Genomic DNA, 25,212 nt, shown 5'->3' with positions numbered 1-25,212 from the left:
AAAAATAACGGGAAAAAGATGAGGAGACAAACCTATGAACACCCGTCAAATTCAGGACAGTATTGACGAGCGGCTGCCTGTTGGACGCTCTTTCTTGTTTGGTTTGCAGCATGTGCTGGTCATGTATGCGGGAGCGGTGACCGTACCCTTGATTCTGGGCAGTGCTCTGGGTCTAAGCCAGGAAGACATTGCCATTTTGATCAATGCAGACCTTTTGTGCTGTGGGATCATTTCCATCATGCAATCCATGGGGGTAGGGCGCTGGGTAGGAATACGCTTGCCCGTCATGATGGGAATTTCCTTTGCGGGGATTGCCCCCATGATCGCCATCGGGCTGACGCCCGGTATGGGCTTGCCTGCCTTGTATGGAGCCATTATTGCGGCCGGTTTCATTGCTGTGCTGATGGTGCCTTTGATTATTCGTCTGCTGTGGCTTTTCCCGCCCTTGGTAACGGGAACGACACTGGTGTCGCTGGGCGTAGGTCTGTTTGGGGTAGCGATTACCTGGGCGGGGGGCGGACATGGTGCCAAAGACTTCGGTAGTCTGGTGTACCTGGGCATTGCTGGGACCGTGCTGCTGGTGACCTTGCTGGTCGCCCGATTTGGTCGTGGTTTCTTGAGCAGCATCGCCGTGCTGGTGGGCTTGGCTGCTGGCATGATACTGGCGATCTTGATGGGACGCGTCACCGTAGAAGGGCTAGACCAACTTCCCTGGATTGAGCTGGTTACGCCTTTTCACTTTGGCATGCCCACCTTTTCCTTTAGTGCCACCTTCACCATGTTGCTGGTCGTGATTGTGACCATGGTGGAAGCCATCGGCCTGTTCTATGCACTGGCTGTGATATTGAACCGTCCATTGAGCCACGAGGATTTTGCCCGTGGTCTGCGCGCCGACGCCTTGGGTGCGGTGATCGGTGGCGTATTCAATACCTTCCCGTATTCCTCGTATGCCCAAAATATCGGCTTGATTGGAGTGACGGGGGTACGTAGCCGTTACGTCTGTCTGGCCGCGGGCCTGATCCTGATTATCTTGGGGCTGGTGCCGCGTATTGCCCATGTTGTGGCTCTGGTTCCACAGTATGTGCTGGGAGGCGCAGCCATTGTGATGTTTGGCATGGTGGCCGCCTCTGGTGTACGTGTCTTGCAGACCGTAGACTTCAAGAACAACAAACACAACACCTTCATCTTTGCGATCAGCCTGGGCGTGGGCTTGATTCCCGCTATCGCGCCCACCTTCTTTGACCAGTTCCCGCAGTACCTGATCCCTCTATTGCATAGCGGGGTACTGCTGACCGTAATCTCATCGGTGGTGCTGAATCTGTTTTTCAATGGAACCAGCGGCCGGCAACACACAGAAGAGCTGGTGATGGAAACACAGGAAGAAACGCCTCTGAGCGTCGTGCGGGTGACACCGCAAGGATAAGAAACAGGAGACAGACAATGACAAGTCAAATATGCGATATCGTGATTCACGCAGGAAAAGTGGTCACCATGAACGACCAGAACGAGGTCCTGGAAAACGGCGTCGTGGCCATCAGCGGCAATCGAATCTGTGCCGTGGGTCAGGCTCAGGACATGCAGCATTGGCAGGGAAAGAAAACGATCCATGCCCCCATGCAGGCCCTGATCCCTGGCTTGATCGATACGCATAACCACCTGTTCCAACTGGCTGGACGCGGTTTGGGAGATGGCATGGCCCTGTGGCAATGGCTGGGTGAGTTCATGCTGCCCTTGGCTGCCGACATACGCCCGGCAGAAGCCTTGGCTGCGGTACGCCTGGGGGCACTGGAAGCCGTCTCTTCCGGTGTGACCACCGTGCTGGACAACCACTACGCTCCCGCAGATCCGGAAACCACCATCGCCGTTGCCCAAGCCCTGCAAGACACTGGTTTGCGCGGCATCGTGGCCCGAGGCATGTTCGGCCCCTTTACCCCCGTCGCCCGTGACAACGGATTGCAGGACACCCTGTTTCGCCACAGCGTGAAACACGAGCTGGACACCATGCAGGAGTGTTTGAGCAACTGGCAACAAGGCCGCGTGCAGATCTGGCCCTCGCCCATCAACATCATCTACAACGACCTGGATCTGGTGCTGGGTTCCGCCGAAATGGCCCGCAAATTCGACGTGCGCTGGCAAACCCACTGTTCAGAAGCGCCCGTAGACCCGGATATCTTCCAGAAAGCCTACGGCGCACGCCCTTTCCGCTGGCTGGATGAGCAAGGCTGGCTGGATGAACGAGCCGGATTTGCCCATGCCATCTGGATGGACGACGATGAAATCGAGCGCGCAGGCCGCGCCGGATGCAGCATCGCCCACAACCCCATGTCCAACGAGTACCTGGCCTCCGGCCCCATCCGCCTGAAAGAACTGCTGGAAGCTGGCGTGCGCATAGGCCTGGGCGCAGACGGAGCCGCAGGCCACCAGGTCGACCTGTTTCAGATCATGCGCCAAGCCGTCTACGTTCAACGCCTGGCACGACTGGACCCACAAGCCAGCAACGCCCAGGACGCCTTCTGGCTGGCCACCCGAGGCGGTGCAGAAATGCTGGGCATAGACGCTGGCCAACTTAGCGAAGGCAAGCTGGCCGACATGGCGCTGGTCAACCTGGATCAAGCCCACCTGAGTCCCTGTTTCGACGTGGTCGCCAGCCTGGTCTACTGTGCCAGCGGCCGTGACGTCACCATGACCATCGTGAACGGCCAAGTCATCTACGAAAATGGTGAAAGCCAGTGCGTCTCCAAACAAGAAGTCGTGGCCAAAGCAAGAGAACATTGCACCGCCTTGATTACACGGCTTGGAGTCCTGAAACCAGCAGGTCTGATGCCAGCTTAAAAAGCAGATAAGAAAAAAGCTGACACAAAAGAGTAGAAGGGGAGGAGGACCAAAGGCCGAGGGGCAACCCCCTCGGCCTTTGATTTATGAGCTTGGAGGTCAATATAGATAGACCCCTGCAGTGAAGAGAAACTGCTACTCCTAAAGCTGGAGCGAGCTGTTATCTTGCTTCCGACCGTTAGTGAGAGCGCTATTAATGATTTTTTTCATCGCCACCACTTTTTGAGTAGCTGGGTTGTCCGTTGTTTGCGGCTTGTTGTTGTGCCAATTAGATGGGGCCAAAGCAGAAGTGGAGTATCTATTTATCGTGGGAGAGGCGGATGAATAATTTTTATCCTTTGGTCTATGTAAACCGTTCTTCAAACGGGATGGGGAATTGATTCATCGCCGCTTTCCAATCATAGGTAGCCCGTACGGAGAGGCACGTAGAAGTTGGTTTTAAGTTGTATTTGTTTTTTCAAACTCTTGATTTCTCAAACGAGCTTAGCCCCCAGCTTTGGGCATCGTCATCCAAACCCAAAGAACCCTTTCTTAAATAAGATCTGGAATCCGAAGCAATTCTGAGTCGTTCGAGTGGGTGGTGCTCTGGCGGGGCGATTCAGATGGCTTGCCGCGGGCGAGTGATTGCGTAGGGATGCAAGCGACCTGTTGTTTGAGCGGGGCGCTTGTGGTTCGTCCGGGGGACGAACCACCCCGTGAGTTCAGGTCGCGCCCGTAGCAATTACTCGACAAGGGCACCGGTGCGCAGCACCGGCAAGCAATCAGCCCGGCCAGAGCACCACCCACTCGAATGACGTCTTCAGAACGCCTTCCTTCAATCCAGAGACGGCACCCCAGCCCCACATGGTCTTCAATCGCTCTCACTTAAGCCCCAGGCTTGAGGCAAACCCCGGCAAGCCTCATTAGCCATCCAGACGCAACACCGCTCAAAACAGTGTTCTGCAGAACGAAACACAAAACAAAAAGGGCATCCCATAAGAGATGCCCTTCAAGTGCTTAGCAATAATGCTTACAGCCCAGCCAAACGTCCCAACACCTTGTCGCGTCCAACCAAAGCCAGCACCGCATCCACCGCAGGCGTCTGCTTCTGTCCTGTCACTGCCACGCGCAAAGGAATCGCCAGCTTGGGCATTTTCACCTCGTGATCCGCCAGAACCTGCTTGATCAAAGCAGCCAGATTCTCCGTATTCCACTGCGGCAAGCTAATCGCCTTGCTGGCAAAATCACGCAGCAAAACACGCGCTTCCGGTGTCAACACCTCGGCCATCAGCTCATCGCTGGCGGGCTCGAAAGGACGGCAGAACAGCAAAGCACCTTCAGCCAGCTGATTCAAAGTCTCGGCACGGTCTTTCAACAAACCCATGATGCCGGGCAAATCCTGACCATCCGTCTTGCCACCCAAGGCCTCAATACGGGGAGCCACACGCTCGGCCAGATCCGCATTGTCGCTGGCCTTGATGTAATGGGCGTTCACCCAGTTCAACTTCTTGGGATCCCACTGCGAAGCCGACTTGCTCAGACTGCGCGTATCAAACCATTCCACCAACTGCTCGCGAGTGAACAGCTCGTCATCACCATGACTCCAGCCCAAACGGGCCAGGTAATTGATCATGGCTTCAGGCAGATAACCGTCCTTGTCGTAATCCATGATGCTGACCGCACCATGACGCTTGGACAGCTTCTCGCCATCAGGGCCCAGAATCATGGGCACGTGACCGTACTCAGGCAAAGTCGCGCCCAAAGCCTGCAAAATCACAATTTGACGTGGCGTGTTGTTCACGTGATCGTCACCGCGAATCACATGAGTGATCGCCATGTCCCAATCGTCCACCACCACGCAGAAGTTGTATGTAGGCGTGCCATCCGGGCGGGCAATGACCAGATCGTCCAGCTCGCTGTTATCAAAGCTGATGCGGCCCTTCACCATATCGTCCCAACTGGTTGCGCCAGACTGCGGGCTCTTGAAACGAACCACAGGCTTGCGATCAGCCGGGATGGCAGGCAACTCCTTGCCAGCCTCAGGACGCCAGGTGCCGTCATAACGAGGCTTCAAACCCTGAACACGCGCTTTTTCGCGCATGGCTTCCACTTCCTCGGGGCTGCTGTAGCAGTAATAGGCATGGCCGTCTTTCAGCAACTGGGCGATGACCTCGCGGTAACGATCCATGCGCTGCATCTGGTAGAACGGACCTTCGTCCGCATCCAGGCCCAACCATTGCATACCATCCAGAATGCCTTGCACCGCCTCGGGGGTGGAACGCTCCAGATCCGTATCCTCAATACGCAGCACAAAAGTGCCTTGATGATGACGGGCAAAGGCCCAGGAGAACAGTGCAGTGCGCGCCCCGCCCAGGTGCAGATAACCAGTGGGCGAGGGGGCAAAACGGGTGCGGATGACGTTGGAAGTAGACGTGCTCATAACTTGTGTGTGGCCTTGACCTTGGGAAGCCCGCATACGGGACCGAATCTGCGTATTTTAACCCAGCACGCCAACTAGGAAAGAACCGCCGCGTAGAACTGTCCTAATGGCCGCTTTCAGTATTGAGTTGATCGAACTGGCGCACCAGTTCCGCCAGCGACCCAGCCTGCATTTTTTGCATCACGCGGGCGCGGCGAACTTTGACCGTTACTTCCTTCACATCCAGCTCGGCCGCGATCTGTTTGTTCAGCAGGCCTTGCACCACCCGCTCAAAGACATCGCGCTCGCCGGCGTTCAGGCTGTCCCAGCGTTGCTGCAAAGTCAGCCGGGTTCTGGCTTCTTCCTTGCGCTGCGCATCAGCAGCCAGAGCCGACTGCACGGCATCAATCAGGGCCTGATCTACAAAAGGCTTGGTCAGAAAATCCCAGGCACCATGCTTGATGGCCTTGACCGCCATATGAATATCGCCGTGGCCAGTAATAAAGATGACCGGCATATGCAGCCCGCGCGATTCCATCTGCAAATGAAAATCCGTGCCGCTTTGCTCGGGCATGCGCACATCCAGCACCAGACAGGCAGGGGCATCAGATAAAGGATGCGCCAGAAAGTCTCGTGTAGAGGCAAAGCTCAGCGCGTTCAAGCCTACGCTGGCCAGCAAATCGTCCAGGGCAGCGCGAACGGACGGGTCATCATCAATGATGTAGACGGTGGGCGTGTTCAGAGAGGAATCCAGATTTTCTGTCATGGCGCCAAAGGTAAGGTGAAATGAAAGGCAGCACCGCCATCGGCTTGGTCAGTGGCCCAGATATGGCCGTTATTGGCATCAATAATGGTGCGGCTGATGGTCAGGCCCAGGCCCAGGCCGCTTGCCTTGGTGGTCCAGAAGGTATCAAACAATTGGGACAGCTGCGTGCCCGACAAGCCGGGTCCATTATCCTTGATGGAAAACAGCACCTTGTTGGCTTGCGGCTTGTCGCCGGGCAAAACGCTGGTTTCTATGGTGATATGAGCCGCATGATAGTCCGAGGGAGGGGACAGGGCTTCAATGGCATTGAGCAGCAAATTGGCCATCACCTGCTGAATCTGAACCCGGTCGGCAAAGACCTGGGGCAGATCGGACTGCAAGGCCAGACGCAGATCAATATGCTGACGTCGCATCTCGCCACCGGACAGGCTAAGCAGTTCGGTCAGAGCCAGATTCAAATCAAACGCGCTGCTGGTGGGGGCTTCGTTACGGGTAATGCTGCGTACCCGATCCAGCACATCCTTGGCGCGCTGGGCGTCGTACACAATACGCTGCGCGGCAGCCTGTGCCTTCTCGACATTAGGGGGCGAGGCTTCCAGCCAGCGCTGACAGGCGCCCGCGCTGCTGTTGATGGCGGCCAAAGGCTGGCTGACTTCATGGGCAATCGAGGTGCTGAGCTGGCCCAGGGTAGTCAAACGGGATAGACGCAGCAAATGCTCGCGTGTCTCATGAGCCGCTGCCTGTACAGACTTGAGCTTCAGCCCCAGATACGAGGTGATCGCGATGGCAATAATACTGATGCCGGTATTGACCAAGCCCACGTCGTAGTCGCCCGAGCGGGTCAGCAGGAAACTGACCACGGTCAGCACCATGCTGATGGTAGTCAGGGCAACAACTTGCCGTGCCGACAAAAAACGAATCGCTATCAGCAGCAGCGGGGTGTGAAAGACCGCAGCGGCGATAGCGTAGTTGGTGACGGTATCGGCAATGAAGACCAGCGCCATCAAAATACAGATGCCGGTCAGGGCCAAGGCTCGGTAGGTTTTGCTCGATAGGAAGCGAAGGGGTGGTGTCATATCTTTCGTGTATGGGCCAGGCTGCAGGATGGTGTCTGTCGTGTGGCCATCATATACCCGAGGTTCTTTCAGAATGTGCGTTAAGGCCTGGGCTCCCGAAAGGAGTTCCGGGAGCCCAGGCCTGTCAGACTTAGAACCACTGGCCAAAGCGGCGGATGTACAGCATTTTCATACCCTGTGCGACCAGGCAGTAAGCCAGCAAGGTGCCGACCAGCCATGGGAAGTATTCCCAAGGCAAAGGCTGCAGGCCAACCAGTGCACCGACGCCCGAGAAGGGCAGATAAATACCAATAGCGGCGATCAGGAAGGTCATCAGCATCACAGGCAGGGCTGCGGTGCTTTGGATGAAGGGGATCTTTTGCGTACGCAGCATGTGAACTACCAGAGTCTGCGAGAGCAAGCCTTCAATAAACCAGCCGGACTGGAACAGCGATTGCAGTTCAGGCGTATTGGCGCCAAACACGTACCACATCAGGACAAAGGTAGTGATGTCGAAGATGGATGAGGTCGGGCCAATCCAGATCATGAAGCGGCCAATATTCTTGGCATCCCATTTACGCGGTTTGCGCAGAAAATCCTTGTCCATGCGGTCCCAGGGCAAAGCCAGCTGGGAGATATCGTAAAGCAGGTTCTGAATAAGCAAGTGGATGGCCAACATGGGCAGGAAGGGGATGAACGCACTGGCCACCAGCACCGAGAACACATTGCCAAAGTTGGAGCTGGCTGTCATGTTCAGGTACTTGATGATGTTGCCAAAGGTCTCGCGGCCTTTGATCACACCTTCTTCCAGAACCAGCAGGTTCTTTTCCAGCAGGATGATGTCTGCCGATTCCTTGGCAATATCCGTGCCGCTATCCACCGAAATCCCCACGTCGGCATCGCGCAGGGCGGGGGCGTCGTTGATGCCATCCCCCAGAAAACCGACGGTGTGACCATTGGCCTGTAGCGCTTTGAGCACACGCGATTTTTGCAGGGGAGTGAGCTTGGCAAAAACCGAGTGACGTTCGACAGCGCAACGCAGATCGGGGTCTTGCATCAGCTCGATTTCAGGTCCGAGCAAAGGCTTGCCGGGCTCCAGGCCCACTTCACGGCAGATTTTTGCGGTAATGATTTCGTTATCGCCGGTCAGCACTTTCACGGCTACACCGTGTTCGGTCAGGGCGGCAATGGCTTGGGCAGCACTTTCCTTGGGTGGGTCCAGGAAGGTCAGCAAGCCTTGTACCGTCATCTCGCGTTCATCCTGGGCTTCGTAACGGCTCTTGGCCTGTTCGACAGGAATACGGCGAGTGGCAATCAGCAAGACACGGAAGCCGTCCGAGTTGTAGCGGTAAGCCATTTTCAGCAAACGGGCACGTTGCTCGGTATCCAGTGGCAAGCGCTGGTCACCGTCTTGTACGTGGGTGGCAATGCTGAGCATTTCCTCCACCGCCCCCTTGCAGACCATGAGCTGCTCGCCTTGCGGATTTTGCACGACAACTGATAGGCGACGACGCACAAAATCAAAAGGCAGTTCGTCGATCTTGCGGTAGGAGCCGATGGCTTGCAGGGCAGAGGGTGTCTTTTCTGCAAAGCGCAGTACCGCCTGATCCATCAGGTTCTTCACGCCGCTTTGGTGCAGGCTGTTGAGCAGAGCCAGTTCCAGAATGCGGGGGCTGTTGCGATCATCCAGACCCAGATGGTGTTCCAGAATGATGCGATCTTGTGTCAGGGTGCCGGTCTTGTCGGTACACAGCACGTCCATGGCACCAAAGTTCTGGATCGCGTTCAGACGTTTGACCACCACCTTGTTCTTGGCCATGGCCACCGCGCCCTTGGCCAGGTTGGAGGACACAATCATGGGCAGCATTTCAGGGGTCAAACCGACGGCAACGGCCAGTGCGAACAGGAAGGCTTCGGTCCAGTCGCCTTTGGAGAAACCGTTGATCAGCAGCACGATGGGCACCATGACCAGCATGAAGCGAATCAGCAGCCAGCTGACGCTGTTAACGCCCCGGTCAAAAGAAGTTTCGGCGCGCGAGCCGACAATGGCTTTGGCCAGCGAGCCGAAATAGGTCTTGGCACCGGTGGCCACAACCACTGCCGTGGCCGTACCGCTGACCACGTTGGTGCCCATAAAGCACATATTGTTCTGTTCCAGCACACCGGCCTGGGAATTGGAAGCAGAGGCACTCTTGCTGCTGACGGCGCTAAAGACATCGTACTTTTCAACAGGCAGGGCTTCACCTGTCAGGGCGGCCTGGCTGACGAACAAGTCGCGGGACTCTATCAAGCGCAGGTCTGCCGGGATCATGTCCCCAGCCGACAGGCGCACAATATCGCCTGGCACGATCTGGCTCATGGGGATTTCGCGCATGACCGTAGCGCTGGACACGGTAGAGCGTCGTTGTACGCTGGCGGTGGTACGAACCATGGCTTTCAGAGCCTGGGCAGCTTTGCCGGAACGGTACTCCTGCCAGAAACGCAGCAGGCCGCTCAAGGTGACCATGACCACAATAATCAGCACGCCGGTGTAGTCCACGTCTTCGCCCGAGCGCATGGGCAAGATGATGTCGGTGACAGCGCTGACGGCGGCCAGCACCATCAGGACCGCAATAAAGGGATTTTTAAAGGCCAGCGCCAATTGAATCAAGGCGTGGGCGGGCTTGTCCCGGGCGACCTCGTTAGGGCCGTATTCGGTCAGGCGGCTCAAGGCTTCGGCGTCGGTCAGGCCATTCAGATTGGCTTGCACAGAGGCCAGGGTCGTCTCCAGGCTAAGCCCGGTTTCGGTGGCCGTGCGCAGCTTGGCGTCGTAGTCCGCTGAGCGCAGTGGCGGACGATGTTGTTGAATGCTCATGTAATGCTCCTGGTGTACAGGCGTGACGGTGCTGTCCATCCCAAGAGATGGACACAGCAGGTCCTGCCGACCGGTGTGAGGGTCGGCAAACTAAAGATAAGAACAAGCGGATTTAGTAAGCGTCAGGCCAGCGTTTAGTGGCTGGGCAAGGTGCAGCGCCACACTCGCGCTGAGGGTGGTTTGTCACTGTCTGCAATCCAGTGAATTTCTGGTTTGCGACTGGCCGTGTTGATACGCCAGGCAATAGCGGGGCGGCGGCCAGGAATAGCGCGCTCGCGAGGGCAAGGTGTGGCAAGATGCGAACCCGACGAGGTCAGGGCCCGGATCGGTCCAGTATGAATAATGCGGTGCATGGTTGACTCCTGATCGTGCTGCGCAAGCCACATCAGCAGACAACCCGGTGGGTCAGTAGCGTCTGAGGGGCCTGTGCAGCATCTTTCTTCGACTGTCGTCGCTGGACATAGTGTGTTTTTTCCTGTCAGAGAGAACGAAAGGTCCTGCTTTCCGAACGGGTGTTATTTTACGACCTGCAAGCCGCTTTGCGACTGGCTTTGCGCCCGTTTTGCCCAGGCATTGGCGTATGGTTGCTATACGAAAGTATATGAATGGCCCGCCACAGGATAAAAACCGGCTGCATGATGCAAGACAGAGATAGCCAGCCAAGTCTCTTTTATTTGTAGACGGCTGTGCTTAAGATGGGAGAATTCATTATTTTGGTGTGTGGTTTTCTTATGGCGGAACAATCATGGCAGCCCTAAGGCATCGTCTGACAGCATTGTTTGAGCCCCGTTCGGTGTTGGTCGTGTCCACCTTGCCTTTGCCCCTGATCAACGAGATGCCAGCCCGATTGGCTGGGCGGATCACGCAGGCACGGATTACAGCCACGCAAGTGCTGGTGCCCGATCGTCTGGAAGGATTGACCGATACACAGCGCCTGGATCTGGCGCTGGTGTGTATCGAGCCGGTGCGTTTGCCACAGGCCCTGGATGCCATCCGGGTGCATAAGCCACGTGTGGTTCTGTTGCTGCCCTCCAATCTGGCCTCCCGCGATCCTATGGAAGACATGGTGTATGCGCGCTCCTGGGCCCGTATCAATAATTGTCTGGTGCTGGGGCCGCGTGCCTTCGGGATACAACGGCCGCATCTGGGCATCAATTTAAGTCACGAGCCGCAAATGGCTCTGGCGGGCCGTGTGGCCTTGGTGTCTCAGTCACGCTCCATTACCTCGGCCTTGATGGACTGGGCTGAGGATGTCAGCCTGGGTTTCTCTGCCATTGTGTCGGTCGGGGACGAGGCCGTTATCGACGTGCCCGAGGTGCTTGAATATCTGGCCATGGACCCGCGCACGGACAGTATTGCGCTGTATCTGGAGCACACACCTGCTTCTCGTCGTTTCACCAGTGCCTTGCACGCCGTGGCGGCCGTCAAACCTGTGGTGGTCCTGAAAGTAGGCGGTCAGCGTCAGCAGGGCGAGGCCCACGAGGCGGTCTTCAATGCCTTGATGCGGCGTGTGGGGGCGGTGCGCATTCGTTATTTTGTGCAGCTGTTCTCGGCCCTGAAAGTGCTGGTTTACACCCGCCGTCCCAAAGGGCGGCGTATTGCCTTGTTCTCCAATGGGAATGGGGCCGCGCAGATGGCTTTGGATGTACTGGGTTCGGATGCCGCGGTGACCTGCCCGGAGCTGTCGCCCTCTACCCAGCGGGCGCTGGATAATCTGCTGGCGCCTGGCGACCAGGTTCAGAACCCGGTGGTCACTTATGTACCACTGACGCCCATGCGCATCGACTCGGTTATTTCCACCTTGCTGGATGACAAGGAAATTGACGGGGTGCTGGTCTTGCTGACACCGGACCCCTTGGCCGATATGCCGGCGGTATCGCGTGAACTGGCCATGCTGTCGGCCAGTGCTCGCAAACCCATTATTACGTGCTTGATTGGGGATGCGGATATGCGGCCCCTGCGTCACCTGCTGGATGGGGTGGGGACACCGGCGTTCCGTACCCCGGACACGGCGGCCAATGCCTTTGACCTGTTGGCTCGCTATCACTATAACCAGCACTTGTCGCAGCAAACCTTGCCACCTTTGCCGCTGGGCACCTTGCCAGAGGTAGAACCCGCTCGCGAACTGGTGCGCCAGATTCAAAGCGAGCGCCGCGAGGCTAGCGAGCAGGAGTGCCGCGATCTGCTGCGCTACTTCCACGTGCCTGTTGTCGACTTGCGTGTGACGCACGATCAGGGTGAGCCTGATCCTGATGTCCCGCCCATGGGGCTGCGTTTTGAGACCGATGACAAATTGGGCCCTTACGCCGTCTTTGGTGGGGCCGATCACGCGGATTGGCTTTCCTCATCCTATCCGGCGGTAGAACTGCCACCGCTGAACCGCTATCTGGCGCGCCAGTTGGTGGAGCGTAGTCCCTTGTGGCGCAAGAGCTTGTCCTCGCAATTGACGCCTTTGGTATTGACGCAGCTGTTGCAGGTGCTGGAGCGTCTTTCGGATTTGATGAGCGAGTTGCCCGGCGTGCGCCGTGTGGTGCTGGACCCCATCATGGCGGGCGAGAATAGCCTGTACATCAAGAGCATTTCCATTTCCCTGAGCAAGCAGTCCATGCTGGTACTGCCTGAAACGGCTGGCTATCGCCACATGGCGATTCATCCCTATCCGCGTCACATGATTGAGCGGCGTCAGTTCAAGGATGGGCAGCGCTGGACCTTGCGCCCTATACGTCCCGAGGACGCCGAGGCCTTGCAGACCTTTATGCGTGGCCTGTCGGATGAAAGTCGCTACATGCGCTTTGTGTCCATGCTGCGAGAGCTGACTCCACGCATGTTGTCGCGCTACACCCGCATTGACTACGACCGGGAGCTGGCGCTGATCGCTACCGTGCGTTCGCCCAATCCAGATAACCGTAACCATCCCCGTGACGAGATTATTGGCTTTGCCCACTATCTTCGTAATGGTGATGGTCGGGGGGCGGAGTACGCCCTGGTTATCGGGGATGCCTGGCAGCGACGTGGTCTGGGAGTCATCCTGATGGAGGCGCTGATACAGGCTGCCGCCGAGCAGGGGCTGACCTACATCGACGGTTATGTGCTGGCCTCCAATGCGCCTATGCAAGCTCTGATGAAGCGTCTGGGCTTTCAGAACGATGCGGACCCGGAAGACCCCAGCATGCGTCGCGTCTGGCTGGATCTGGGTGAGACCCGTCGCTCGGACTGATGCTCAGCTTGTATTAGTTCATAAAAAAACGCCACTGGTATCCAGTGGCGTTTTTCTTGCATGTGGCCTGACCGCCAGCAATTGGCTCAGGCAGACCCGAAGCCTATTTCAGTACCTGCTTCAGAAACTGGCCAATCGCGCTGATTTCTTCCGGGCAAACAGCGTGGGGCATGGGGTAGACATTCCATTGCACCTGATAGCCCATGGCTTCCAGTTGCTGACGGCTGGCTTCGGCACGTGTCAGAGGCACGACCGGGTCCATGCTGCCATGCGCCATGAATATAGGCGTGTTCTGATTGGCCTGATGACGTTCTTTTTCCACCGCTGCCGCCAAAGGCAGGTAACCGGACAGGCAGAGCATGCCAGCCAGACGCTCTGGCAAGCGCAAGCCGGTTTGCAGCGTCATGGCACAGCCTTGCGAGAAACCGGCCAGAACAATATTTTCCGTGGGAATGCCGCGAGCGTTTTCGCGGGCAATCAGGTTCTGCACTTCGATCTGCGATTGGCGCAGGCCGCTTTCGTCCTCGTGGCGCACCAGGTCCGCCACATAAATGTCGTACCAGGAACGCATGGCCATGCCGCCGTTAATGGTGACGGGCTGGATGGGGGCGTGCGGGAAAATGAAACGGACGGCGGGGGCGTTTTGCAGGCCCAGCTCTGGCACGATAGGGGCGAAATCGTGGCCGTCAGCGCCTAAGCCATGCAGCCAGATAACAGCGTGCTGAGGGTTGGCACCGGTTTCAATCTCAATCGACTCAAGCAGAGGGTTCATGCGGACTCCGAAAGATCTACCAAGGTCTTGATGTACTGGTACAGGGCGCGGTAGTGCTTGCGCTGTGGGTCCTGGCCTTGTACCAGTGTGGAATTTTTCTCGGCTTCTTTGCGTGCGGCACGAATCAGGGTGCGCAATTGCTGGATATCGGCGCCGGAAAATTCATTCATGAATTCGGTCAGAGCGTCGTCATCACGCAACAACAGGTCGCGTAGCGCTTCCAGCCTGTGCATGGCACGGGTGTCTTCCTTGGAGCCGTTTTCCCAGACGTCCAGTTGTTTCAGGATCGGTTCGGGTTCCACATTGCGCATCAGCTTGCCCACGTAGTGGATTTGACGGCGGCGTCCTTCGCGGGCCGTCGGGCTGATGCGCTTGGCATCCTTGATGGCAGCCATCAAGGCCTCGCCCAGATCAAGTTGTTTGAGTCGGTCGTCCGAGAGCTCAATCAGGCGTTTGCCCAGGTCGAGCAGAGCGTGCATTTCGCGTTTTACCTGCGATTTGCTGGGGCGGTCGTAACCGTTTTCATCGATTTCAGTGCGTGGACGGGCCATAAGAAGTGAAATAGCAAAGATTGTCGCCAATTGGCTATGATAACCGCCTAACCCTCAAAGAGTAGCAATGAGTCATCCAACTATTTCCCAATTGTCGATCAGTGCCAATCAGTTCCAGTTTTGTGAATTGGTGGATGAAGCGCTGCGGCATGCCAAAAAACTGGGCGCCAGTGATGCTGCCGTCGATATTTCAGAAAACAAAGGTCTGGCCGTCTCTGTGCGCCAGATGGAACTGGAAACGGTAGAGCAGACGCAAGACCGCTCCTTGGGTGTGACCGTGTTTGCAGGCCAGCGCAGTGGCTCGGCCTCCACGTCGGACTTTTCGATCAAGGCGCTGCGTGAAACGGTAGAAGCCGCCTGGCATATTGCCCGCTACACCGCTGAAGATCCTTTTGCCGGGCTGCCTGAAAAAGACATGCTGGCGCAAAGCTATCCCGATCTGCACCTGCACCATCCCTGGCTGCTGGACGCGGATCAGGCCGCCAAGCTGGCGATTCGTGCCGAGCAGGCTGCGCTGGAGTTGAGTCCTCTGATCAGTAATTCCGAAGGCGCGTCGGTCGATACGCTGGAAGGGCATTTTGTGATGGGTAACAGCCGCGGCTTTCTGGGGGGCTACCCCTATAGCCGTCACTCGCTCAGCGTCAGCCCCATTGCCGGCAAGGGCGACAATATGCACCGCGACTACTGGTACAGCAGCTCGCGTGACCCTTCCCGCCTGGCCAGCCCCGAGTCGGTTGGGCGTTATGCGGCCGAGCGCACTTTGTCGCGCCTGTCGGCCCGCCGTATCCCGACCGGCCGCTATCCGGTGTTGTTTGAAGCCCCGCTGGCCGTGGGCTTGATCGGTTCTCTGGTGCAGGCCACCAGTGGCTCGGCCCTGTATCGCAAAACCAGCTTCCTGCTGGATTCTTTGGGCAAGTCCGTCATGGCCAAGCACATTGACGTGCTGGAGCGTCCGCATCTGGCTGCCGCCATGGGCAGTGCACCGTTTGACTCGGAAGGGGTGCGTACCTGCGACCGTGATGTGGTGCGTGGCGGCGAGCTGAAAGGCTATTTTCTGTCTTCCTACGCAGGCCGCAAACTGGGCATGCCTTCTACGGGGAATGCCGGTGGTTCGCACAATTTGCTGCTGAGCTCGCGCCTGACTCGTCCCGAGGACGACCTGGATGCCATGTTGAAGAAAATGGACCGTGGTCTGCTGGTAACCGAGCTGATCGGCCAGGGTATCAATTACCTGACTGGCGACTACTCGCGTGGTGCCTTCGGCTACTGGGTGGAAAATGGCCGCATTCAGCACGCCGTGGAAGAAGTAACGATTGCGGGCAATCTGGCCGAGATGTTCGCGCAGATTGTTGCCGTGGGTGCTGATACCTTTGCGGCTGGCTCCAAGCGTACGGGTTCCATCCTGATCGAGCAGATGTCGGTGGCCGGTTCCTGATTTCTGCTGTCTGGAAAACCGGTTTAGCCCCTTATGCCTTGCCACGGGCAAGAGGGCGCTCAATAAACAGATGTTTACGGCCTGAGTTCGGAGTTGCTTCCGACTCAGGCCGTTCTCTATGGAGCACCCTTCAGGTGTTTCAGATCAAAGACCCGACAATATAGGGCCGGATTTGCGGGATAATCCGGGCTTTCCCAGCCCCCCATTCGGGGCGCGCCAGTGTACTATCCATAGCATAAAAATATTTCCCAGTTACCGAATACCCACAAGGAGGTTATTCATGCAGCGTCGCTCGTTTCTGAAAAAGGCAGGTCTTGGCGCCGTAGCCAGTACCGCCGCTATTGCTGCTCCTGCTATTGCCCAAAGCAATCCCAAGGTTAATTGGAAGCTGACATCGACTTACGGTCCCGCTACCCCGGCTCTGTTTTCGACAGCCCAGTCGTTTTGCAAGATGGTGGAAGAGGCCTCGGACGGCAACTTCAACATCCGTCTGTACCCAGCTGGTGAAATCGTCCCCGGTTTTGGTGTGATGGATGCAGTCAGCAATGGCACGGTGGAGTGCGGTCAGACGGCCTCGTATTACTACTACGGTAAAGATCCTTCTTTCAGCTTTGACACAGCGGTGCCTTTTGGCCTGAATGCCCGTCAAATGAACGCCTGGATGCAGGAAGGCAACGGTACCAAGCTGCTGCGTGAGTTGTTTGCCACTCGCAACATCGTCAACTTCGCTTTCGGTAACACGGGCACCCAGATGGGTGGTTGGTACCGCAAGGAAATCAACTCTCTGGAAGACCTGAAAGGTCTGAAGATGCGTACGGCCGGTTTTGCTGGCGAAGTGCTGGCCCGCATGGGCGTGGTGCCTCAGCAAGTGCCACCAGGCGATATTTACCCATCGCTGGAAAAAGGCACGCTGGACGCCGTGGAGTTTGTGGGTCCAGTGGACGACGAAAAACTGGGCTTCCAGAAAGTGGCCAAGTATTACTACTATCCCGGTTGGTGGGAAGGTTCGGCCCAGGTTTCGCTGTACGTGAACGACGCTGCTTTCAATGCACTGCCCAAGCAATATCAGTCCCTGATTGAAATTGCTTCGCGTGCTGCGGGCGAGCGCATGATTTGTCAGTACGATGCCCAAAGCCCAGGCGCACTGCGTCGCCTGATCGCCAGCGGAGCTGTCCTGAAATCCTTCCCGCGCGACGTGATGGACGAGTCCTTCAAGACCTCCAACATTCTGTACAAGGAATTCTGCGACAAGGATCCCATGTTCAAGAAGATTCACGACGACTACATGGGCTTCCGTGACGCGATTGTGCCTTGGTTCCGTGTGGCCGAAGGTTCTTATGACAACTACCTGGGCATTGCTCTGGCAAACCAGAAAAAAGGCTGATCTCTGTAGTTGGGACCGGGCAGGGCAGTCTGCTCCGGTTCCACAGGCCAGTCTTGTTAACCCCTGTTTTCCACTTGGAAAGCAGGGGTTTTTTATGGGCTTCCCCTCTATGAGAGAGCTCCTATTTGTGGCAAAAAACCTGTGTTTTTGTGCAAAACCCTAGTGTTATCCACTATTTATGTTATTATGGCGAGCTATTTGGCAGAAATGCACGGGCGGAATATAACGCCTTGGCAGGGTCAGGTAGAGCTACCCGGCTTGAAAAAGCGGGTGGATTGTATGGGCCAGGCATGTTGCTTTGACCCAGAATTTTAATATTTAGGAACCATCATGAAGACCTTCGTGGCCAAGCCGCTTGAAGTCAAACGTGACTGGTTTGTGATTGACGCTAAAGGCAAAGTCCTTGGTCGTGTGGCCAGCGAAGTCGCACGCCGTTTGCGTGGTAAGCACAAACCCGAATATACCCCTCACGTTGATACCGGCGATTACATCATTATCATCAACGCTGCTGACATTGCCGTGACCGGTAACAAGGCACAGGATAAGAAGTACTATCGTCACTCGAACTACCCAGGCGGTATTTACGAAACCAACTTCCAAACCATGCAAGAGCGCTTCCCAGGCCGTGCCATCGAAAAGGCCGTCAAGGGTATGTTGCCAAAAGGCCCTCTGGGCTACGCCATGGCCAAGAAACTGAAGGTTTACGCTGGTGCCGAGCATCCTCATAGTGCTCAACAGCCTAAAACTCTGGACATCTAAGGATAGGTCATGATCGGTAACTGGAATTACGGTACGGGCCGTCGCAAGACCTCCGTCGCTCGTGTCTTCATCAAAAAAGGTTCGGGCCAAATCGTAGTCAACGGCAAGCCTGTTGACGAATACTTTGCTCGCGAAACGGGTCGCATGATTGTGCGTCAGCCTCTGGTGCTGACCAACCATGTTGAATCGTTCGACATCAAGATCAACGTGCATGGCGGCGGCGAAAGCGGCCAGGCCGGTGCTGCCCGTCACGGCATCACCCGCGCTCTGATCGACTACGACGAAACACTGAAGACAGCTCTTAAACAAGCTGGCCTGGTGACTCGTGACGCTCGTGCTGTTGAGCGTAAGAAAGTCGGTCTGCACAAAGCACGTCGCCGCAAACAGTTCAGCAAGCGTTAATTCGCCTCGCGACCTGTTTATGGTGCTCAAAAACCCCGGACGTGTCCGGGGTTTTTGTTTGCTGGCTACATTTGTCCTGCTTTGCCCGGTCTGGTGCTTGAGAACAGGCAGGACTACGTTAAGATAGAATTTTTGCTCGTCTCTCTTTCAGGAAAGTTCATGGCTACACATAGCGATACCCGGATCAAGGTAGGGATTGTTGGCGGTACAGGTTACACCGGGGTCGAGTTGCTGCGTCTGTTAAGTCAGCACCCCCAGGTAGAACTGGTTGCCATTACCTCGCGTAAAGAGGACGGCGTGCCGGTATCGGATATGTATCCGAACCTGCGTGGTCATGTGGACCTGAAGTTCTCCACGCCGGAAAATGCCAATCTGGAACAGTGTGACGTGGTCTTTTTTGCCACTCCACATGGCGTGGCCATGAGCCAGGTCGAACGTCTGCTGGAAGCGGGCGTGCGCGTTATTGACCTGGCCGCAGACTTCCGCCTGCAAGATACGGACGTATTCCAGAAGTGGTACAAGATGGAGCACAGTTGCCCGGACATCCTGAGCCAGTCGGCTTATGGCCTGCCAGAGCTGCTGCGCGACAAGATTGCTCAAGCCAAGGTTATTGGTAACCCGGGTTGCTACCCCACCACCGTCTTGCTAGGCCTGGCTCCCTTGCTGGAAGGCGGCAAGGCGCTGGTTGATACCCAGCATCTGATTGCAGACTGCAAATCCGGTGTGTCCGGTGCTGGTAAAGGGGCTTCGGTTCCCAATCTGTTTGCTGAAGCCAGCGACAACTTCAAGGCATATGGCGTGTCGGGTCACCGTCACCATCCGGAAATTGTGGAACAGTTGCAGCGCTTGGCTGGTGGCCCGGTCGGTCTGACCTTTGTGCCGCACCTGGTGCCCATGATTCGCGGCATGTTCTCCACGATCTACGCACGTATCAAGCCCGAAGCCATGGATACAGACTTTCAGGCCTTGTACGAGCAGCGCTACGCCCAGGAAACCTTTGTAGATGTGCTGCCTGCCGGTACTCTGCCAGAAACCCGCTCGGTACGCGCTTCCAACCAGCTGCGTATTTCCGTGCAGCGTCCTGGCAATGGCGATCAGCTGATCATTCTGGTGGTGCAGGACAATCTGGTTAAGGGTGCTTCGGGTCAGGCTGTGCAGAACATGAATATCTTGTTTGGTCTGCCAGAACAAACCGGCTTGAATCACGTTGCAATTTTGCCTTAAAGGGAACTTGGTCTTGGTGAACAGGTCAAATGTTTATGGCTGAATCACCGCAAACCAATTCTTCTACTGTCGCTCCTTCCCGTTCGCGGGGCGGGGCGACTACGATTGGGCTGGCCGTATTGCTGGGAGTGTTGTTGGGCGGTGGAGGCCTGTGGCTTTACCGCAGCCTGACTCAACCGGCCGATCAGTCCGAACAAATACAGCTGGCCATGCAAAATCTGGCGCGTAGCCAGCAATCCCTGCAGCAAATTCAAAGTGAATTTGAAGGGCTGCGCGGGCAACTGGTTCTGGAAGAGAGCACGCGCAAGGGTTTGGAAAAGTCCTTGTCGTCTACCCAGGCCGAACTGGCGCAGACGCGCGAACAGTTGGCCTTTTATGAACAGTTGCTCCCACCCGGTCCCAGTGGTTCTGTTACTGTCCGAGCCCTGGACGTTGCGAAAAGGGGTGATTTGCTGGAGTACAAGGTACTGCTGCAACGTAACGCCCCAGAAGGAAAGGCTTTTTCCGGGCGCCTCCAGTTTCAGCTGACTGGGCGGCAAGACGGAAAAAACGTTAAAATCGATCTATCACCCAGTTCCGGGCCGGACTCGGTACTGGCAGAGTCGTCTGTAGAACAGATCGATCCCTTGGTTTTAAACTTCAACCAGTTTCAGCGCGCCATGGGTTGGCTGGCTTTGCCGCCAGGCTTTGAACCCACCGCCTTGACGCTGAACGTCCTGGAAGGAAGCGTTATCCGCGCCTCTCGCCAGGAAAAAATCGCCCAGCCAGACTAATCACCTTACCCGCGGGTGGTCATGTGCAAGGCGATCACATGATAATTATTCATGCCGGCGGGGGCCGGCAGGAGAACCACATGAGCACTCTTACCGAATCCGTTGATCTGCAAGCCCCTCCTTCCCCACTGATCTTTACCGATTCAGCGGTTGAGAAGGTCCGTGAGCTCCTGATTGAAGAAGGTAGCCCCGAACTGAAGCTGCGCGTCTTCGTGCAAGGTGGCGGCTGTTCCGGCTTCCAGTACGGCTTCACCTTTGATGAACTGGTTAACGACGACGACACCATTATTGATAAGGATGGCGTGCAACTGCTGGTTGACGCCATGAGCTTTCAATACCTGGTGGGCGCTGAAATTGATTACAAGGACGACCTGGACGGCGCTCAGTTCGTGATTCGTAACCCGAATGCCACGACTACCTGCGGCTGCGGTTCTTCCTTCACGATGTAAGAAGGCAAGGCTGGCGCTGATTGCTTAGCGTTCCAGGCCTTGGCAAGTTGCTACAAAGTACACCCCAGACTCTGAGTCTAGAGTCTGGGGTGTTTTGTTTATGGGGTTTTGTTGAAGGCCGTGCAGCGTCAGGTTTCAGGGCTGATCCGTTGTAGGGCGCTTCGCGGTTCAACTTGGGGGGCTCGTTCGTAGCCTAGGTAGGGCGGCGAAGCAGCTCAATGCTGTTAATGGCACGGCCCAAAGAAAAGAACGGCTTGCTTCTATTTGTTTTGAACAGGAGGGGCGCTGCCTTGTCATGTTCTGCTTTTTTGGCAGGTGCTTGGCTAACGGATTATGAGTCCGCCGCTGTATTTTAAAGTTTTGCGAAGCTAAACGTTAAAAGCAGTTCTCAGGCCGGATAACAAGCGCCCAGCACCGTAGCGCGCCGTGCGCCTGTCACAGCGGGCAGTCCCGCAGGAATACGTTCGATATGCGCGTAAGCCAGCCAGGCAAAGGCCAGGGCTTCGATGGATTGCGGATCCATGCCCAGCTCGGCGCTGGAGCGGATAGGCATAGTCACCAGATCGCCCAGGCGTTTCAGCATGGCCGGATTGGCAGCGCCACCGCCACACACAATCAATTCCTGAATCTGTTCTGCGTAAGGCCTGATGGCTTGTGCAACGCTGTGTGCGGTCAAATCCATCAGAGTGGATTGCACCGTAGCAGGCTGAAGCTCGCCTTTCGGATCAACACGATCCAGATGCTCCTGCAGCCACCCCAAATTGAACAGATCACGACCTGTAGATTTAGGAGCAGGCAGAGCAAACCAGGCTTCGCTCAATAGGCTGGCAAGCAAGGCAGGGTCAGATGCCGCGCTATCAGCCCATTGTCCGCCCTTGTCGTAGGACTGGCCTTGATGCTTGCTCACCCAGGCATCCAGCAGCATGTTCGCCGGGCCAGTATCGAAGCCAAAAACATCGCGTCCAGGCAGCAGCAGGGAGATATTCGCAATTCCACCCAGGTTCAGAATGACGCGCCCGTGCTCGTGACGGAAAAGAGCCTCATGAACAATAGGCACTAAAGGGGCACCTTGGCCGCCCGCCGCTATATCCCGGCTGCGGAAATCCGCAATCACGTCCACTCCACAGCGTTCGGCCAGAAGAGCAGGGGCATTCAATTGCAGGGTATAGCCCTGGTCAGGTGCGTGGCGGATAGTCTGACCGTGTACGCCAATCGCACGGATCAGGTCTTTCTCGGGGCCTTGAGTCCAGGGCGTGCAAGCCTGAGCATAGAGCTCGGTCAACTGCTGGGCGGCGATGCTGGCGCGGGCCAGTTCGTTGTGCCCTGGATGCTGCAAAGCCAGCAGCTCGTCTCGTAGGGCAACTGGCATGGGCAGGCTATGGGTTTGGTGTATCTGTGCCCCCTGTGGGCCGAAGGATGCCAGCACGGCATCCACACCGTCCATGCTGGTACCAGACATCAGTCCGATAAACAGGGGGGCTTTCATGGTTTAGCGGCTGGCCAGCTTCACGGGCTCAGCATCTGTGTGCAGCAAGGCAAAGCTGTTCTGGTAGGAAGCCAGGGTTTGCTGGAACTGCTTGCGCTGCGGGGCATCCAGAACGCGTGCTACTGGCAGGTCTACCGACAGGGGATCAACGGCTTTCTGGGCGATACGGAATTCGTAATGCAGATGTGGGCCTGTTGCCCAGCCCGTCGAGCCCACATAGCCAATCAACTGGCCTTGTTCTACGCGGTCGCCTTTGCGCAGTCCAGCGGCAAAGCGGCTCTGGTGAGCGTACAAGGTGGTGAACTGACCGTGATGCTTCAGGATGATCGTGTTGCCGTAACCATTTTGGCGGCCAATAAACTCGACCGTGCCATCCGCGGTAGCGTGGATGGGGGTGCCGGATGGGGCAGCATAGTCCACACCCTTGTGGTCACGCCATCCGCCATGCACCGGATGGCGGCGACCGCCAAAGGTGGAGCTGATGCGGGTGAACTTCAGGGCGGTGCGCAGGAAAGCGCCTTTCAGGCTTTGGCCGCTGAAATCGTAATAACCGCCGGAGCCATTTTCAGGCTGGAACCAGGCGGCCTCATGGGTTTTGCCCTGATTGATGAACTCCACTGCCAGCAAGCGGCCCGAACCCACGTCCTGGCCTTCATGACCGTAGGACTCATAGACCACGCGGAAACTGTCGCCTTTGCGCAGATCTTTCAGAAAGTCGATCTTGCTGCCCATCACATCCGCCATTTGCAGCGTGATGTTGTCGGGGATGCCAGCCTGATCGCTGGCGCCAAACAGCGAGCTGTTGATGGTAGCTTGAGCCACGCGCACTCGGGTCTGGGTCAGGTCGGTTTGTTCCTGGGCGATAAAGCCATTGTTACCGTCCGGGCGTACTTCCAGCCAGCTGGCCAGACCTTGGCCGGACTGATCGGAGTAGGGGGTATGACGGTAGCGCAGCCATTGCAAATTGCCATTGGCATCCAAGGCAGCTTGGATGGTACGGCCAGGGTAAAGCTTGTAAATGGAGCGCGCTTTCTTGTCGTGCGTCAGAAATTGCAACAAGCCTTCTTCACTGACTTCCATGCGCTGGAGCAGGGCGGACAAGGTGTCGCCACGGCGGATGCGGGTTTCAGTAATGTAGGCTTGCTGGTCCTGGGCCTGCAGCACGGTCAGGTCCGAGGGCAGGGTCAAGGCGGTGCGGGCTTGGTAAATCTGGGGTTCCGGACTGCTGGGCATCACCACGGCAAGTGCACCGGCGGCTACAAAAGAGCCAAGGGCAAGCGTGATCAAACCGGCACGGATAAAAAGGGCTCGGGCGGACCGAGGCTGGTGGATGTTGAGGTGGGAGGAGGAGCGTTTCCCTTTGCTGAACATAAAACCAGAACCTTGTTGGACGTACGGTTTACCGTCCACCCGGCTGGCAGGCGGAGGTCAGTTGTACTGGGCGGACAGAACATTCCAGCCCTGGCGATCTGACCTGCGCGGGAATGATAAAATAATTCGGTTTACGAAACCTTGCTCAATTATTAAGCACGTCTCGCAATAGCAGGCTATCCTAGCGCATTAGGCTTAATTTTTCGAGCATTTTTACTCATTAGTTTGTCACCAGATTTGTTATGTCATCCCCCTCAGAGCCCCTTTCTCCAGAAGTCCTGGCTGATTTAGCCATCGTCAAACGCGGCTGCGACGAATTGCTCGTCGAATCCGAGTTTGCCCGCAAACTGGCGCGCAGCCATGCAACAGGACAGCCGCTGCGGATCAAGCTGGGTCTGGACCCCACGGCTCCCGACATTCACCTGGGGCACACAGTGGTGCTCAACAAGATGCGCCAGCTGCAGGATTTGGGGCATACCGTCATCTTTTTGATTGGCGACTTCACCTCCACCATTGGTGATCCCAGCGGCCGCAACACGACTCGTCCGCCCCTGACGCCCGAGCAGGTCATTGCCAACGCCAAGACCTACTACGATCAGGCTGCGCTGGTTCTGGACCCGGCCCGTACCGAAGTTCGCTACAACTCGGAATGGTGCGACAAGCTCGGTTCGCGCGGCATGATTCAACTGGCTTCGCGTTACACCGTGGCCCGCATGATGGAGCGTGATGATTTCACCAAGCGCTTCAAGGCGAATCAGCCTATTTCGGTGCACGAGTTTTTGTATCCTTTGCTGCAAGGCTACGATTCGGTTCAATTGAAAGCGGACGTGGAATTGGGCGGTACCGACCAGAAATTCAATTTGCTGGTGGGTCGTGAATTGCAAAAAGAATATGGTCAGGAACAGCAATGTATTTTGACCATGCCATTGCTGGTGGGTTTGGACGGCGTAGAAAAAATGTCTAAATCCAAAGGCAATTACATTGGTATCAGTGAAACGCCGGACTCCATGTTCGGCAAGTTGATGTCCATCTCCGATACCTTGATGTGGCGTTACTTCGAGCTGTTGTCGTTCCGTAGTCTGGAAGACATCGCCGGTCTGCAAAAGCAGATTGAAGAAGGCCGTAACCCACGTGAAGTCAAAGTGGAGCTGGCACAGGAGATCGTCACACGTTTCCACAGCGCCCAGGCCGCCGAGCAGGCGCTGGAAACTTTCGATGCCCGTTTCCGTCGTGGCGAAATGCCCGAGGACATGCCCGAGGTAACCGTGGCGGGTGAACTGGCTTTGCTGCGTGTCTTGCGCGAAGCAGGTCTGGTTGCTTCCGGCAGCGAAGCCCAGCGCAATGTGGAGCAGGGCGGCGTGCGCATCAATGGCGAACGTGTGGACGATAAAGGTTTGCAACTGGAGCCGGGCAGCTATGTGCTGCAAGTGGGCAAGCGCAAGTTTGCGCGAGTCACTTTGACCGGCTGATTGATTGTGGAGGTC

20 protein-coding genes are annotated in these 25,212 nt (G+C 56.6%); 11 read left to right on the top strand and 9 right to left on the bottom strand.

All coding sequences use genetic code 11. The features are described 5' to 3' along the window. Positions 1 to 34: 34 nt before the first annotated feature. Complete coding sequence (locus tag NIZ92_RS16265; RefSeq protein WP_052159309.1) at positions 35 to 1,423, top strand: nucleobase:cation symporter-2 family protein; 1,389 nt, start codon at positions 35 to 37, stop codon at positions 1,421 to 1,423. A gap of 17 nt (positions 1,424 to 1,440) precedes the next feature. Beyond that, a complete protein-coding gene (locus NIZ92_RS16260; protein WP_254002277.1) occupies positions 1,441 to 2,832 on the top strand; it encodes an amidohydrolase family protein in 1,392 nt (463 codons plus the stop codon). Between the two features lie 1,009 nt (positions 2,833 to 3,841). Here the strand turns inward: NIZ92_RS16260 and gltX are convergent. From gltX to NIZ92_RS16235, 5 genes are all read right to left on the bottom strand, one after another. Then, the gene (gene gltX, locus NIZ92_RS16255) at positions 3,842 to 5,251 is read right to left on the bottom strand and encodes a glutamate--tRNA ligase (RefSeq protein WP_254002276.1); all 1,410 of its coding nucleotides are present in this window, start codon (positions 5,249 to 5,251) and stop codon (positions 3,842 to 3,844) included. A gap of 103 nt (positions 5,252 to 5,354) precedes the next feature. Beyond that, complete coding sequence (locus NIZ92_RS16250) at positions 5,355 to 5,996, bottom strand: response regulator transcription factor (protein ID WP_009460643.1); 642 nt, start codon at positions 5,994 to 5,996, stop codon at positions 5,355 to 5,357. Beyond that, positions 5,993 to 7,072 carry a sensor histidine kinase gene (locus NIZ92_RS16245; protein ID WP_035270490.1) on the bottom strand — a complete coding sequence of 360 codons (1,080 nt, stop codon included), beginning with the start codon at positions 7,070 to 7,072 and terminating at the stop codon, positions 5,993 to 5,995. The genes NIZ92_RS16250 and NIZ92_RS16245 overlap by 4 nt, the downstream gene beginning before the upstream one ends. Before the next feature lie 130 nt (positions 7,073 to 7,202). Beyond that, positions 7,203 to 9,905, bottom strand: a complete 2,703-nt coding sequence (gene mgtA, locus NIZ92_RS16240) for a magnesium-translocating P-type ATPase (RefSeq protein WP_254002275.1) — start codon at positions 9,903 to 9,905, stop codon at positions 7,203 to 7,205. Positions 9,906 to 10,039: 134 nt separating this feature from the next. Beyond that, complete coding sequence (locus NIZ92_RS16235; protein ID WP_254002274.1) at positions 10,040 to 10,258, bottom strand: hypothetical protein; 219 nt, start codon at positions 10,256 to 10,258, stop codon at positions 10,040 to 10,042. A gap of 392 nt (positions 10,259 to 10,650) precedes the next feature. Between NIZ92_RS16235 and NIZ92_RS16230 the strand changes: the two genes are divergently transcribed. Further along, positions 10,651 to 13,122, top strand: coding sequence for a GNAT family N-acetyltransferase (locus tag NIZ92_RS16230; RefSeq protein WP_035270494.1), 2,472 nt, complete (start codon positions 10,651 to 10,653; stop codon positions 13,120 to 13,122). A gap of 103 nt (positions 13,123 to 13,225) precedes the next feature. On the opposite strand, the gene NIZ92_RS16225 is transcribed toward NIZ92_RS16230, so the two are convergent. Together NIZ92_RS16225 and yjgA are read right to left on the bottom strand one after the other, a co-directional pair. Further along, positions 13,226 to 13,894 (bottom strand): alpha/beta hydrolase, encoded by a 669-nt coding sequence (locus NIZ92_RS16225; RefSeq protein ID WP_254002273.1) that lies wholly within the window; start codon positions 13,892 to 13,894, stop codon positions 13,226 to 13,228. Continuing rightward, positions 13,891 to 14,445 carry a ribosome biogenesis factor YjgA gene (yjgA, locus tag NIZ92_RS16220; protein ID WP_083054627.1) on the bottom strand — a complete coding sequence of 185 codons (555 nt, stop codon included), beginning with the start codon at positions 14,443 to 14,445 and terminating at the stop codon, positions 13,891 to 13,893. Before yjgA ends, NIZ92_RS16225 begins: the two co-directional genes overlap by 4 nt. A gap of 67 nt (positions 14,446 to 14,512) precedes the next feature. Between yjgA and pmbA the strand changes: the two genes are divergently transcribed. The 7 genes from pmbA to erpA all read left to right on the top strand — a co-directional run bounded on the left by pmbA (position 14,513) and on the right by erpA (position 20,871). Continuing rightward, the gene (gene pmbA, locus NIZ92_RS16215) at positions 14,513 to 15,880 is read left to right on the top strand and encodes a metalloprotease PmbA (RefSeq protein ID WP_026484387.1); all 1,368 of its coding nucleotides are present in this window, start codon (positions 14,513 to 14,515) and stop codon (positions 15,878 to 15,880) included. 280 nt (positions 15,881 to 16,160) lie between these two features. Next, positions 16,161 to 17,264: a TRAP transporter substrate-binding protein gene (locus NIZ92_RS16210; protein ID WP_026484386.1), complete on the top strand. Its 1,104-nt coding sequence runs from the start codon at positions 16,161 to 16,163 to the stop codon at positions 17,262 to 17,264. 330 nt (positions 17,265 to 17,594) lie between these two features. Continuing rightward, the gene (gene rplM, locus NIZ92_RS16205; protein ID WP_003801836.1) at positions 17,595 to 18,023 is read left to right on the top strand and encodes a 50S ribosomal protein L13; all 429 of its coding nucleotides are present in this window, start codon (positions 17,595 to 17,597) and stop codon (positions 18,021 to 18,023) included. 9 nt (positions 18,024 to 18,032) lie between these two features. After that, positions 18,033 to 18,425: a 30S ribosomal protein S9 gene (gene rpsI, locus NIZ92_RS16200; protein WP_026484385.1), complete on the top strand. Its 393-nt coding sequence runs from the start codon at positions 18,033 to 18,035 to the stop codon at positions 18,423 to 18,425. 159 nt (positions 18,426 to 18,584) lie between these two features. Continuing rightward, the gene (gene argC / locus NIZ92_RS16195) at positions 18,585 to 19,649 is read left to right on the top strand and encodes an N-acetyl-gamma-glutamyl-phosphate reductase (protein WP_026484384.1); all 1,065 of its coding nucleotides are present in this window, start codon (positions 18,585 to 18,587) and stop codon (positions 19,647 to 19,649) included. Positions 19,650 to 19,684: 35 nt separating this feature from the next. Next, entirely contained in the window at positions 19,685 to 20,422 is a 738-nt protein-coding gene (locus NIZ92_RS16190) for a DUF6776 family protein (RefSeq protein WP_143241235.1), read from the top strand. An 80-nt stretch (positions 20,423 to 20,502) separates the two neighbouring features. Beyond that, positions 20,503 to 20,871, top strand: coding sequence for an iron-sulfur cluster insertion protein ErpA (gene erpA / locus NIZ92_RS16185; RefSeq protein WP_003801826.1), 369 nt, complete (start codon positions 20,503 to 20,505; stop codon positions 20,869 to 20,871). A 388-nt stretch (positions 20,872 to 21,259) separates the two neighbouring features. On the opposite strand, the gene NIZ92_RS16180 is transcribed toward erpA, so the two are convergent. Together NIZ92_RS16180 and NIZ92_RS16175 are read right to left on the bottom strand one after the other, a co-directional pair. Next, positions 21,260 to 22,357, bottom strand: coding sequence for an anhydro-N-acetylmuramic acid kinase (locus NIZ92_RS16180; RefSeq protein WP_035270504.1), 1,098 nt, complete (start codon positions 22,355 to 22,357; stop codon positions 21,260 to 21,262). 3 nt (positions 22,358 to 22,360) lie between these two features. Next, positions 22,361 to 23,728 (bottom strand): M23 family metallopeptidase, encoded by a 1,368-nt coding sequence (locus NIZ92_RS16175; RefSeq protein WP_026484381.1) that lies wholly within the window; start codon positions 23,726 to 23,728, stop codon positions 22,361 to 22,363. Between the two features lie 242 nt (positions 23,729 to 23,970). On the opposite strand from NIZ92_RS16175, the gene tyrS reads away from it, so the two are divergent. Further along, complete coding sequence (gene tyrS, locus NIZ92_RS16170; RefSeq protein ID WP_009460677.1) at positions 23,971 to 25,197, top strand: tyrosine--tRNA ligase; 1,227 nt, start codon at positions 23,971 to 23,973, stop codon at positions 25,195 to 25,197. Positions 25,198 to 25,212: the final 15 nt, after the last annotated feature.

Source organism: Alcaligenes sp. 1735tsa3 (assembly GCF_024134565.1).
Classification (GTDB): Bacteria; Pseudomonadota; Gammaproteobacteria; order Burkholderiales; family Burkholderiaceae_B; genus Alcaligenes; species Alcaligenes phenolicus.
The sequence above is the reverse complement of the archived record's forward strand: the minus strand, read 5'-3'. Positions and strand labels throughout refer to the sequence as shown.